Genomic DNA, 13368 nt, shown 5'->3' with positions numbered 1-13368 from the left:
AAGAAAAGGTCATAGGAAATTCCCTATCACCTTGCATATTATAACATATTTATCCTTGATTTTCTTGCAAAAAACGAACCGGCAAATAAAAATGTCGGCAATGCCGAGAGTCCGCCAATGAGCAGCCAGTCAACCAACGCCAGCGGAACAGTATGAAATACGCTTTGCAATGGCGGATAATAAATGACTACTAACATCAACAACATCGATAACAGCACTGCGCCAACAAGGTATAGGTTGCCAAACGGATTACGGTCTAAAATAGAACGCTCACAGCGGCAATCAAAGACGTGAATCAGCTGCGCCATCACTAATGTCGCAAACGCTGCCGTCTGCGCATATACAAGATTTTCGCCGCTTCGTTCATAAACGGCCTTAAACGCTGCAAGCGTCACAAGTCCGATGACAAAGCCGCGGCTGACGATTTTCCAGCCGAGCCCGCGGGCAAATACGCCTTCTTTTGGGTGACGCGGCTTTCGTTTCATCACGTTTTCTTCTGCTTTGTCTAATCCAAGCGCCAACGCCGGCAGTCCATCTGTGACAAGATTGACCCATAAAATTTGAATTGGCACGAGCGGCAGTGGCAATGCAAGCAACATGGCAAACAACATCACTAAAATTTCGCCGACGTTCGAAGCGAGCAAGTAGCGAATAAATTTGCGAATGTTTTCGTAAATGTTTCTTCCTTCATGGATGGCGGCTTGAATCGTCGCAAAATTATCATCAAGCAAAACAAGTGCTGCGGCTTCTTTTGCTACATCCGTTCCTGATCGCCCCATTGCAACGCCGATATCGGCTGATTTAATGGCTGGGGCATCATTGACACCGTCGCCGGTCATCGCGACGACATGTCCTTTGCGCTGCAACGCCTTCACAATTTTTAGTTTATGTTCTGGCGATACGCGAGCAAATACATAGATATCATCGACCACTTCTTCGAGTTCATCGACTGAAAGTTGCGAGAGCGTAGCACCATCCATTACTTTTCCATTCGGAGGCAAAATGCCGAGCTGTTTGGCGATGGCTTTCGCTGTGAGCACATGATCGCCGGTAATCATGACCGTTTTAATACCTGCTTCTTTGCATTGGTGAATGGCTTTTTTCACTTCCGGGCGCGGCGGGTCGATCATCCCTTCGATACCGACGAAAATAAGCGCTTTTTCGGCGTCTTTTTCTGTTGTTATTCGTTCGTGCATAGCAAGCGGACGATAAGCAATCGCAATTGTGCGCAACGCTTTATTTGCCATCGTTTGGATCACTTCTTGCACCGTTTTTCGCCAAGCGGAAGTCATTGGTTGTTCGCGTCCGTTCCAACTAACGCGGTCGCTTCTTTCTAACAGGACGTCTGGGGCACCTTTTGTGATAATAAAACGACGACCATTTCGATCTCTTACAATAACTGTCATCATTTTTCGTTCCGAATCGAACGGAAATTCATGTTCTATCGTAAAGTCAGCTTCGAGCCGTTCTTTTGTTATCCCCGCTTTCATGGCCGCGACAAGTAGCGCTCCTTCGGTCGGGTCACCGTCGATGTAACGGCGGTGATTTTTTTCTTTTACTTGTGCGTTGTTGCAAAGCGCACCGAACGTTGCTAGTTGCTGCAGCGTTGTTTCTTTTTTCTCATCGATCGGGCGATCGTGCTCATAAAACTTTCCGCTCGTTTCTAACCCTGTTCCGCTCACCGTCCACGTTTTTCCGCTCGCCCATAGATGCGTAACCGTCATCATATTTTCTGTCATCGTTCCCGTTTTGTCCGAACAAATGACAGAGGCGCAACCTAACGTTTCAACGGCTGGAAGTTTACGAACGATCGCATTTTTCTTAATCATACGCTGTACGCCAAGCGCCAACGCGATCGTGACAATGGCTGGCAATCCTTCCGGAATGGCGGCCACCGCAAGCGATACCCCCGCCAAAAACATTTCGTACAGTTCGTGTCCTTGCATCACACCGACGACGACAACTAGGAAAGTAAGCAACAGCGCCACAACGATTAAAATTTTCCCGAGCTGTTCTAGTTTGCGCTGCAACGGGGTCGTTGCCGTTTCTGCTTCTTGAAGAAGGTTCGCAATTTGCCCCATCGCTGTTTTCATTCCTGTCGCAATGACGATGCCAACACCGCTTCCTCGCGTCACCAACGTACCCATAAACGCCATGTTATGTAAATCACCAATTGTCGCCTGTTCATCTGTAAGCGGAGCGGCTACTTTGTTAGTTGGTACAGACTCCCCAGTGAGCGCCGATTCTTCGATTTCTAATCCTTTAGCGTCGATAAGCCGGACGTCTGCGCCAATTCGGTCACCACTTGAAAATTTAATCACATCGCCGACCACAAGTTCTTGAGAGCGCACCTTTACCCATTCGCCATCGCGCAACACAGTCGCTTGCGGGGCAGATAGCTGTTTTAACGCCTCAAGCGATTTTTCCGCCCGCCGTTCTTGAAAAAAACCTAGGCAGGCGTTCATAACGACGATGACGATAATGGCAATCGCATCGACGTATTCGCCAAGAAAACCCGAAATGACCGTTGCCACAAGCAGCACAAGCACCATAAAATCTTGAAACTGATGAAGAAACAATAAAAGCGCTGACTGTTTTTTCGCCTCTTTTAGCCTATTTTCCCCGAACCGTTTCAACCGTTTTTTCGCTTCCTCTGTCGTTAACCCTGTTGTTACGTTCGTGCTCGTTTCTTTCGCCACATCGTTTGGTGCGAGCGTATGCCACTGCATGTCTTTCCCTCCTCTTTAAAAATCTTCAACCCTATAAGCAATTTAGAATGAAAAACACCATTTGCTTATAGGCGGTATGAAATTGTTTTGTTTGGACGGCGAACGAAAAACGCTTATCGATCGTTTCTATGAAAGCTTATTCAGACATGTCCGAAAAAATGATATGGTATAATGAAAGAAAAAGGTAGAAAGGTGTTTTTTATGTCGTTTGACGGAGTGTTTACATATGCAATGACAAAAGAGTTGAAAGCAGCGCTCGAAGGCGGGCGCATCACAAAAATTTATCAGCCGTTTCCGCACGAACTTGTGCTTTATATTCGGGCGTGCGGGCAAAATCATAAATTGCTGCTGTCGGCGCACCCGAGCTACGCGCGCGTTCATTTGACGAACGAAACGTACGACAACCCGACGGAACCGCCAATGTTTTGCATGCTGTTGCGCAAACATTTAGAAGGAAGTATCATCGAATCGATTCACCAAGTTGATTTTGACCGCATCATCGTCATCGAGACGAAAGCGAGAAACGAAATCGGGGATATATCCGTAAAACAGCTCATTGTGGAAATGATGGGACGCCATAGCAACATTATTCTTATCGATAAACAAACGAATACAATCATTGATAGCATTAAACATCTTTCCCCTGCTGTCAATCGTTATCGAACGGTATTGCCTGGCTATCAGTACGTTGCACCTCCATCGCACGGAAAGGTGAACCCGCTCTTGGCAACAGAAGAAACAGTGCTAACAACGATTGATTTTCATGCAGGGAAACTATCGGACCAGCTCGTTGCTTCTTTTGCTGGCATTTCGCCACTCCTTGCTAAAGAAGTTGTCTTTCGCGCAGGACTAGCTAACCGGGCGACGTTGCCGAAAAGTTTTATCGCTATGATGGAAGAAGTACGAAACGGTCAATTTACGCCAACTATTTATACACATGGGCAAAAAGAAATATTTTACGCGCTACCGCTTTTGCATGTGCAGGCGGAAGGAAAAACATTCCATACATTAAGCGAGATGCTTGACCGCTTTTATTTTGGGAAAGCCGAGCGCGACCGCGTCAAACAACAAGCGCATGACTTAGAGCGGTTTGTCGCAAATGAAAAAGCAAAAAATGAGAAAAAGCTACGGAAGCTAGAACAAACGCTTGAAGAAGCAAAACAGGCAGAACAATACCGGCTATATGGCGAATTGTTAACAGCAAATCTTTACGCAATGAAGCGCGGGATGAAAGAAATGAAAGTCGTCAACTATTACGATGAAAACGGCGCAACGATCACGATTCCGCTTGATGAACAAAAAACGCCGTCAGAAAACGCACAAAGCTATTTTCAAAAATACCAAAAGGCGAAAAACTCGCTCGCCATCGTGCAGCAACAAATCGAGCGAACGAAAGAAGAGATTACCTATTTTGATACACTTCTGCAGCAGTTAGAGACAGCCGCACCGAAAGATATTGAAGAAATTCGCGAAGAATTGACGGAGCAAGGCTATTTGCGGGCGAAAGCGACAAAACAGAAAAAACAAAAGCCGCGCACGATTGAACTCGAGCGCTACGTATCAAGCGACGGCACGGAAATTCTCGTCGGCAAAAACAATAAGCAAAACGATTATTTGACAAACAAACTGGCGAGCAAAGACGACATTTGGCTTCATACGAAAGACATCCCTGGCTCGCACGTCGTCATTCGCAGCAAAAATCCGTCGGAACCAACGATTCTAGAAGCGGCCAACCTTGCCGCCTATTTCAGCAAAGCGCGCCACTCCAGCTCCGTTCCGGTGGACTATACGCGCATCCGCTACGTCAAAAAACCGAGCGGCGCCAAACCAGGCTTTGTTATTTACGAAAACCAACAGACGATTTACGTCACGCCAGATGAGGAGATGGTGGTGAGGATGAAAAACCCGTCTAGATAGGCGGGTTTTCGTTCGTCTTTACAATTTGCTCATTTTCTTCAATATCGCTTACTCCTTCTTTCCTGCTTCAATGGCATACACTTCTCCCGTCTCGGCATCCATGACTGACACCCCATAGTCATTCCCTTTTCGAAAAGCAAACTCATCCACACAAACCGCCTTGGGCTGAATGGAATTCGGTAAGAAGGAAGGGGCATGGGTATAAAACCAACGTTCAACAGTCGTGTAAGGAAGCTCGAGCATACGAGCCACTGCCTGAATGGATGTCCCTATGCAAGATTGCGCTACCCATTGTTGAAAGGCATCCGTCGCCATACTTCGAGAGGAAATTCCGGGATAAGAAGTGCTGAATGTCATGCCACAACGTCTGCGTTCCAAAGGAAGTTCAATCCAAAAAATGCCGATTCGTTGAGCATAGTCATGCATCCATTGCTTCTTTTTGCATGTCATTTTGATCGTGCGTTTCAAGCAGACAGGGCATAACGGACATTGTTTGGGAAGAGAAAGTTCGAAAATCCAACGCTCTCTTTCTTTTCGTACTTTTTAAATCAGAAAATAACCTGATTGTCTAGTATATTTTGTAGTGAAGAGTCATAAATAATAAATTTTGGTTCATCACCACAACATGTACTTGACAAACGGTAAACTTCTCTGAACAAGTATATGCAAAAAAAACATTAGTTCGCTGGTTTTTCCTCGGAAACATAAGTAGGGCATGTTATGAAAAAATCAAGTACAACTTTTGGTGAAGAGCGAAAAAAATTCAAAAAATTTTTTGTCATATTTTCCTTTCGATCCTGCTTCTTTTTGTCGAATAATGATATAATAGGAACGGAAAAAAGGAGGTGAACATGATGGAGCAGTTGTTACAACGTATTTTTGATGAGCTGTCATTTTTGCGTGCGAATATGGCGACGAAAGACGATATTGCCGCCATGGACAAACGCATTAGCCACATCGAACAAACGATGGCCACCAAAGACGATATTGCCGCCATGAACAAACGCATTAGCCACATCGAACAAACGATGGCCACCAAAGACGATATTGCCGCCATGAACAAACGCATTAGCCACATCGAACAAACGATGGCCACCAAAGACGATATTGCCGCCATGAACAAACGCATTAGCCACATCGAACAAACGATGGCAACCAAAGACGATATTGCCGCCATGGACAAACGCATTAGCCATATCGAGCAAACGATGGCCACCAAAGACGATATTGCCGCCATGGACAAACGTATTAGCCACATCGAACAAACGATGGCCACCAAAGACGATATCGCTGCCATGGACAAGCGCATTAGCCATATCGAGCAAACGATGGCGACGAAAGAGGATGTGGCTGCGCTAAAAGAGGATATTCGGGCTCTAGAAGGTCGCGTGAGCCACATCGAACAAACAATGGCGACGAAAGAAGATGTGGCAGACATTCCGTTTATTAAACAAGCGGTGATGGAAACGTTAGAAGCCATTAACGAAATCCCAACCATGAAACAAACCCTCGCTGAAGCGCTACGAAAACTAGACGATGTCATCACCAACCAAGCGCGGCAAGAGCTCGTTCTCCAATCACTCGCATTTCGCTCACTAGAACAAGAAAATGAAATTCGCGCATTAAAAGCTAAATAATCTGTCCATGCAACAACAGTACTCCTCATCGCAATCATAAATCCATGAGAAGCATAAAAAAGATCCCGACTTCAACGAGTGAAAGGAGTAAGTGGGGGAGGAATGCGCTTTTTCTATACCCTTTACTTTTAAAACTAATTGAAATATAATAAAGGAAAAAGAGTATAATCAACATGAAATTCACATATATTTTATTTAGTGAGTTATGGTTATCATAGCTTATGGGTACAACCGTATAGACCGAAGTGGTCGGTCACCAGTTAGGCAAAAGTAATCCACCTAAAGCTTGGCGGCAGGGTGGATTACTATTTTTTTGAAGTCATTTTGTCAACGATAGTAATCACCAATGTGATGAGCAAGACCATCAACGTTGCCGTTTCTACGTCGAAATTGCTCTTCATGGTCACACCCCCTTTCTGTAGGGGATAGGGTGTGACCAACCACCCTGCCTATACGATTGCACCTAAAAAACATGATAACACAAAAGCCCTCCTAAGGGGAGGGCAATTTGGATAAATTTACTTATGAACAATCGCACGCACGGTTGCTTTTCACCATTAATGGAATATTTCTTGCAAATCAACGCACAGACCAGGAAAACAGACAGATTGGACCGCTCCTGTAGTAACCTTAATATCTGCTTGTTCAGGTTATCAATTTTATTAAAATCATAAAATAACGACAAAGATTTTAATAAAATTGTTTATCAGTCCATGTAGATTAAGCTACATGTACTCTGATTGGGTGTAACCCCACACCCTCTATCCCATTGGCAAACGCCTTTGGGAATACTTTTCTCATGATGTTGTATGCCCCATTGACATCTGCGTTGATGAGCACTCTGTTCGCGGATTGAAACAACCCTCGCTTGATGCGCGTTCCTTTGTACTGTTTTTGTTTCTTGATTTCTTCCATGTCTAAAGAACTACATTTGGATGTATAGCTTTCTTCCGTGACGATGACACGAATGCCGTGCTGTTCTGCTTTGTACCTCAATTGATGAATAAACGTTTGATACGGAATGTGGACGAACGATTGATTCGTGCGCTTTCCAAGATGTACTTCACGTTTCCAATCTTTATTCATCCCAACAACAATCGTATCACAGTCCAAAGACAACGCATATTTGATGACAAAGCGACTTGCTTGGTGCATAAAGTTTTCAACGATATGGTTTCGTTTTTCTGTCCATCTACTCATTCGTTTTGTCCAATCTAAGCGATTCATCTGTTTCGCCACTTTGCGATAATGGCTTATTTGTTTGTTGTAGTATTGATTGACGGATTTTAGACCTTTACCATTGATGGCGATAGGTTTTACGCCTACATTGTTGACAATGGTTGCGAAGTTATCTAATCCTAAATCAATACTCAAATATTTACCATGATCTCGTTTTTGTTTTGGAATACTTATTTTATAAACGACTTCGATGACGATATGGCGGTGTTTGGGAATGAATCTGACTTGTTGTAACTTTCCTTTTATCGCTGTCTTTAGCCGAAAACCTTGAAAACATTCGGGGAACACAATGTCATCATCTTTTATTTTGCATGATTGGTTTGTTAGCACAAGCACATATCGTCCGTCTTTTTTTAAATATTTCGGCGGCTTCGGTCTGCCTGTATATTTTTCTTTGTTTTTACTCCAATCTTTCATGGCTTTAAAAAACGATTTCCAGTTTTGATGCAACACTCTTAACGTTTGTTGTGCACATTGAGCAAGCGGCATCGCCCGATAGTCTGCGTCCATTCCTTTCGTTTTGAGCAGTTTGTCTAGCTTGTTGTAAGAAAGGTATGTGCCATGTTGAAAAAAAGTTTGCCTGACCTGATAGTTTGCAAAGTTGTACAAATTCTTTGATTTGAAGCAGTATTCGTCTAACATTTGATAATAAGGATGAGTAGGACAAATGATATGCCTTTCTACGCGACTAGCTTCCATCGCTTTCATCCACCTCCTTTTCCTCAAGAATTTGCTTTATTTTTTGTCCTTTTCTTTTTGAGTAGATTTTCATTGAATAACCATGCAAGAAATGAACGATTTCTTCAAACACTTCTTCGCTGTCTAGCTTTGGAGATCCTTCTTCGCTCATGACTACAATTTCACAATGATATTTCTTAAACAGATGAGAAAATAATTCAAACCCTCCTCTGCTTAATCTGTCTTTGTAAGTAATGACAACCCTTTCTACTTTTCCTGCCATGACATCGTCAAGTAATTTGAAAAAGTCTTTTCTCTTTTCAAAACGGATGCCACTTGCTACATCTGAAAATACTTTTGACACAGAATACCCATTTGCAAAACAAAATTGTTTTAGCATCTGAATTTGATTTTCTAAATCAGCTTTCTGTTTTGGTGTAGAAACTCTCGCATATCACTAACATTGCATAAACTTCATTACCTAAATGTCAAGATTTCTGCGTTTCAATAGGGTATGCCAGCACACTAATAAGACGGAATATTCTGTATTCCAAAAAAACAAAAAAGACGGATCACCCCGTGATGATTCTATATCCATATTTTTCTACAACCCCTTACTATTTCCACGGCGCAAGAAAGATAGGGTCATACTCTAATTCATCGAGATGCTCCACCTCCCCCTCTACCCATTGTTGCTCTATCCGTTCGAACTCCTCTACCCAGCGATAGGTTCGTCTTCCTTTCGATTTTCGAGACGGTTTCCGAAACAACGAGCGAATCACTTCCGAAAATGGCTGGAAAAGAAGCAGACGGATTGTTCGCTTCACTTCTAACCATGTCCCCTTATACCCTGTTTTCACTTGTAGAAGGACTTGCAAGCAGTAAGTGATGAGTGCCACCCAGATTTGCGTATACACCGCGTTCTCGCTCGTTCCCCAAAACCGTTTGATTCGTAAATGTTGCTTCATCCATTTAAAAAACGTTTCAATTTTCCACCGACAGCGATACAAATCTGCGATTTCCTTGGCGGATCGATCGAAACAATTGGTCACTAAGACAATGACCGTTCCTTCGCTGTCCTTCGTTTGAATCAGGCGAAGGGGATGTTTCATTTTCGTCTTGTTCGTCCCAAGAACCCCTTCTTGATCCCGCATCATCGACTCGTCATCTGGGCGTTGTTCATTCCATACTTCGACAATCGCATTGTCTTTCAAACGGGTGATGAACGAAATTCCTTCTTCGCACAATCGATCGAACTGCTGGTAATCGACATATCCCCGATCGAATAAATAAATGGCTTCCTCATCGTAGGTGATGAGTTCCTCCATTTGTGTTCGATCTGCGTGTTTGGCAGGAAGGAGAACCCCTCGATCAGGAATCGTCATGTCGTTTTGCACCACCACCCGCAAATGAAGGCGAACGCCTGCTTTGATTTTCCGAAACGTTGCCCACGGATATTGCCCGATGCACATGCTCATCGTTGTCGAATCAATAATGTGTAATCGACGAATCTGTTCCACCGTCGGTGTTGCTTGGAGTTGACGCTGAATCGTCTGTACGAGATGATGGAAAATCGTCTCGAATAACGATGGAGAAAGATGTTTTAGCTTCCTTGATAGTTGCGACGTACTAATGGCATCCAACTCCAATTCCGTGTGAAGCTCTTTCGTGTCTTTTACGTGTTTCGCCATCGCTGTCAAGCTGTCGATTTCGTTGATTTGCGCAAAAATCAACAATTGTAAAAAACGATACGCAGACAGCTTTTTGATGTATTTATCTACGTCGATGATAGGGATTAGTTTCGAAAAAACACGCACATCGAGCTCTTTCCAAAGCGCTTGAAATGTGATACAATCCATGAGGAAACCTCCTTGTAATTAGGTGTTGGGTTGTGTGTGAAACATTCCTAATTATAAGGAGTTTTTTTATTTGTTGCATCCTTTTTTGTCTTCAGCTACTTGACAAAGCGAAAATTTTTTTATGCAAAGCTAATGATTATCCATATAAACAGTGCCGTCAATGTACTCTAATCGCTCATCGCTGCTTTGCCGCAAAGCAACGTATTGTTCATACGAAACGTTCGAAAAGCGAGGCAACGACATGTGCATCCCTCTTTTCTTTTCTTCCATTATACAACATGAGACGAATATAAGTCATTGCCCCCACGTTTCTGGATGTTCCCGCCAAGCGCGCAATGTCGCAAGCTCTTGTTCAGTAACGACTCCAAGCTCCACTGCCGCTTCAATTAAGGTATTATAATCAGTCAGCGTATAGACAGGAATGTGTTCTTCTTGAAATGCTTGTTTCCCTTTATCTAACCCGTATGTAAAAATCGCAACGACACCAAGCACCTCACAGCCTGCTTCGCGCAACGCCCGCACTGCGTTTAATGAACTTCCTCCGGTCGAAATTAAATCTTCGACGACAACAACCTTTTGCCCTGCTTCGACTTTTCCTTCAATCTGTTTTCCTTTTCCGTGCCCTTTCGCTTGGCTGCGCACGTAACACATCGGCAAGTTGAGACGATCGCTCGTCCATGCGGCATGTGGAATGCCGGCAGTTGCCGTTCCAGCGATCACTTCTACATCTGGAAAGTGTGCCCGAATAAGCGCAGTGAGTTCCTCTGCAATCGCACTTCTAACCGCCGGATACGCCAACGTCAACCGATTATCGCAATAAATTGGCGATTTCATCCCTGATGACCATGTAAATGGCGCGCTAGGATTCAAAGATACCGCCCCGATTTGTAACAATTGTGTCGCCACTTCCTTTTTCATCTTCTCTCTCCTCCATTCCATTCCCATTGTAGCCGCTCATACGCCGCATATGGATCAAAAGCGCGGGTGATGCTTCTTCCAACGACGATTAGGCTTGCACCTAGCTTCCGTGCCTCATACGGTGTGACAACGCGAACTTGGTCGTTTTTGTCATCGTTGGCAAAGCGAATCCCAGGCGTAACCGTTAAAAACTGTTCCCCGCATCGTTCGCGAATGAGCGGCACTTCTTTCGCCGAGCAAACGACGCCATCAAGCCCGCTCTCTTTCGCAAGCGACGCATAATGTAGCACCGTTTCTTCCATCGGGCGCGCAATCCAAAGCTCATCACGAAGCATTTGTTCACTTGTACTTGTCAGCTGCGTTACCGCAATACAATGCGGGCGGCGCGCTCCGCTTGGCGTTCCTAATTCCAATCCTTCGAGCGCTGCTTGCATCATTTGCGTGCCGCCAGCGGCATGCACGTTCACTAAATCAACCCCTAGGCGAGCGAGCCCTTTCATCGCCTGTTTTACCGTATTCGGAATATCGTGAAGCTTTAAGTCTAAAAAAATGCGGTGCCCTTGTTCTTTCAATTCCGCAATCATCGTTGATCCTTCTTGGTAATATAGTTCCATGCCAACTTTAACAAACAACGATGTACTAGAAAACGGTCGTAAAAACTCATTCACTTCCTGTTTCGATGCAAAATCAAGCGCCACAATAAACGGTTGGTCCACCTTTTTTCCAGCTCCTTCCCGTGCATTCGGAAATATGGTCAAAGCCAAGCTTATCAAGCAATGCCGGTAGCTCGGCAATAATGTTCGGACAAACGAACGGGTCGACGAAATTCGCTGTCCCGACCGCAACAGCGCTTGCGCCAGCATAGAAAAATTCAATCACATCTTCCGCTGATTGAATACCACCCATTCCGATAATTGGAATCGATACCGTCTGACTCACTTCATAAATCATGCGAATCGCAATCGGTTTAATCGCTGGTCCAGATAGCCCGCCGGTACGATTTGCTAAAATTGGTTCTGCCGTTTTCACATCAATGCGCATACCAAGCAACGTATTGATCATCGTCAAGCCGTCCGCCCCTGCCGCTTCGATTGCTTTCGCCATCTCGACAATGTTCGTCACATTTGGCGATAGCTTCACATACACGGGCACTTCTGACACTGCTTTCACGAGCTTCGTCAATTCGGCCGCCACTTCCGGTACTGTTCCAAACGCAATCCCGCCTTTTTTCACATTTGGGCATGAAATGTTTAGTTCGAGCGCATGAACGTTTGGCGCTTGTGAAATGCGTTTGGCGACTTCGACATAATCTTCCATCGTCGAACCAGCGACATTGGCAATAATCGGCACGTCATATTGGGCTAGCCACGGAAGTTCTTCCTCCATTACTTTTTTCAAGCCGGGATTTTGCAGGCCGATCGCGTTTAACATGCCGCTTGGCGTTTCCGCTACGCGCGGTGTTGGATTACCAAAGCGCGCCTCAAGCGTCGTCGCTTTAATCATGATCGCCCCAAGCACGCTCAAATCATAAAGTTTCGCATATTCCCGACCAAATCCGAAACAGCCGGATGCCGGCATAATCGGATTTTTTAATGAAAGTCCTGGCAGTTCCACCGCTAACTTACTCATAACACGACCTCCCCTGCTTTAAACACCGGCCCGTCGCTGCAAACTTTTTTGTACGCTGTCTCGCTGTTTGGCACGCGGCAAACACAAGCAAAACAAGCACCGATGCCGCAGCCCATCCGCTCTTCGAGTGACAAATACACCTCTTTGTTCGAAAACTTTTGTTCCAATGCCTTTAACATTGGTTTCGGTCCGCACGCATACAGCACATCAAATGAAGTGATTCGCGCATCGATCACCTCAGTGACAAAGCCTTTCGTTCCGTAAGATCCGTCAACGGTTGCGACATACGTTTCACCAAGCTCGGCAAACTTTTGTTCATAAAAGACGACATCTTTCGTTTGAAAGCCGAGCACAACCGTCACCAAAACTCCCTTTTTCACTAACTGCTTTGCTAGTTCATACAGCGGCGGGACGCCGATGCCGCCGCCGACAAGAAGGGCGCGCTGCCCTGTTTTCGCCGCTTCAATTGGAAACCCATTCCCAAGCGGACCGAGCACATCGACCATTTCCCCCGGCCGTTTTTGCGAAAGGAGCATTGTCCCCGCTCCTTCCGCCCGATAAATAATCGTACATTCATCCGCTTCTTTGTTGATGTCACAAAGGCTGAGCGGTCGCCGCAACAACGGATTGGCTTGCTCCATCACTTTTATATGAACGAATTGTCCCGGCTCGTTCATTTCAGCAACAAGCGCACCAGCTAACCTTATTTGATAAATATTTTTCGCGATTCGTTCGTGATGAACGATCGTCATTTTTTCTGTT

At 44.9% G+C, this 13368-nt stretch carries 9 protein-coding genes and 3 pseudogenes; 2 read left to right on the top strand and 10 right to left on the bottom strand.

Translation table 11 applies throughout. The annotated features are described in order from the left end of the window. Nucleotides 1–38: 38 nt before the first annotated feature. Nucleotides 39–2729 carry a calcium-translocating P-type ATPase, SERCA-type gene (locus GFC30_RS07160; protein ID WP_066323660.1) on the bottom strand — a complete coding sequence of 897 codons (2691 nt, stop codon included), beginning with the start codon at nt 2727–2729 and terminating at the stop codon, nt 39–41. Nucleotides 2730–2930: 201 nt separating this feature from the next. On the opposite strand from GFC30_RS07160, the gene GFC30_RS07155 reads away from it, so the two are divergent. After that, on the top strand, nt 2931–4646 hold the full coding sequence (locus GFC30_RS07155; RefSeq protein ID WP_066323656.1) for an Rqc2 family fibronectin-binding protein: 1716 nt from the start codon (nt 2931–2933) through the stop codon (nt 4644–4646). Between the two features lie 51 nt (nt 4647–4697). On the opposite strand, the pseudogene GFC30_RS07150 reads toward GFC30_RS07155, so the two are convergent. Further along, nucleotides 4698–5189 (bottom strand): annotated as a pseudogene (locus tag GFC30_RS07150) (helix-turn-helix domain-containing protein); the annotation flags it as partial. Nucleotides 5190–5500: 311 nt separating this feature from the next. On the opposite strand from GFC30_RS07150, the gene GFC30_RS07145 reads away from it, so the two are divergent. Further along, nucleotides 5501–6283: a hypothetical protein gene (locus GFC30_RS07145; protein WP_066323648.1), complete on the top strand. Its 783-nt coding sequence runs from the start codon at nt 5501–5503 to the stop codon at nt 6281–6283. 720 nt (nt 6284–7003) lie between these two features. On the opposite strand, the gene GFC30_RS07140 is transcribed toward GFC30_RS07145, so the two are convergent. The 8 genes and pseudogenes from GFC30_RS07140 to GFC30_RS07110 all read right to left on the bottom strand — a co-directional run bounded on the left by GFC30_RS07140 (nt 7004) and on the right by GFC30_RS07110 (nt 13358). Then, a complete protein-coding gene (locus GFC30_RS07140) occupies nt 7004–8221 on the bottom strand; it encodes an RNA-guided endonuclease InsQ/TnpB family protein (protein WP_066327232.1) in 1218 nt (405 codons plus the stop codon). Next, nucleotides 8211–8654: pseudogene (locus GFC30_RS07135) on the bottom strand (IS607 family transposase); the annotation flags it as partial. The gene GFC30_RS07140 and the pseudogene GFC30_RS07135, both read right to left, overlap by 11 nt. Before the next feature lie 163 nt (nt 8655–8817). Beyond that, entirely contained in the window at nt 8818–10059 is a 1242-nt protein-coding gene (locus GFC30_RS07130) for an IS4 family transposase (protein ID WP_066323647.1), read from the bottom strand. A 141-nt stretch (nt 10060–10200) separates the two neighbouring features. Continuing rightward, a pseudogene (locus tag GFC30_RS16480) lies at nt 10201–10302 on the bottom strand (Uma2 family endonuclease); the annotation flags it as partial. A gap of 51 nt (nt 10303–10353) precedes the next feature. After that, entirely contained in the window at nt 10354–10977 is a 624-nt protein-coding gene (gene pyrE, locus GFC30_RS07125) for an orotate phosphoribosyltransferase (protein ID WP_066323646.1), read from the bottom strand. Beyond that, nucleotides 10974–11693 carry an orotidine-5'-phosphate decarboxylase gene (pyrF, locus tag GFC30_RS07120; RefSeq protein WP_066323644.1) on the bottom strand — a complete coding sequence of 240 codons (720 nt, stop codon included), beginning with the start codon at nt 11691–11693 and terminating at the stop codon, nt 10974–10976. Before pyrF ends, pyrE begins: the two co-directional genes overlap by 4 nt. Continuing rightward, entirely contained in the window at nt 11665–12606 is a 942-nt protein-coding gene (locus tag GFC30_RS07115) for a dihydroorotate dehydrogenase (protein ID WP_066323641.1), read from the bottom strand. Before GFC30_RS07115 ends, pyrF begins: the two co-directional genes overlap by 29 nt. Continuing rightward, complete coding sequence (locus tag GFC30_RS07110) at nt 12603–13358, bottom strand: dihydroorotate dehydrogenase electron transfer subunit (RefSeq protein WP_409978514.1); 756 nt, start codon at nt 13356–13358, stop codon at nt 12603–12605. Before GFC30_RS07110 ends, GFC30_RS07115 begins: the two co-directional genes overlap by 4 nt. Nucleotides 13359–13368: the final 10 nt, after the last annotated feature.

The sequence above is a fragment of the Anoxybacillus amylolyticus genome, from assembly GCF_001634285.1.
Lineage (GTDB): Bacteria > Bacillota > Bacilli > Bacillales > Anoxybacillaceae > Anoxybacteroides > Anoxybacteroides amylolyticum.
Note: the sequence above shows the minus strand (reverse complement) of the source record. Positions and strands in the feature narration are given on the sequence as shown.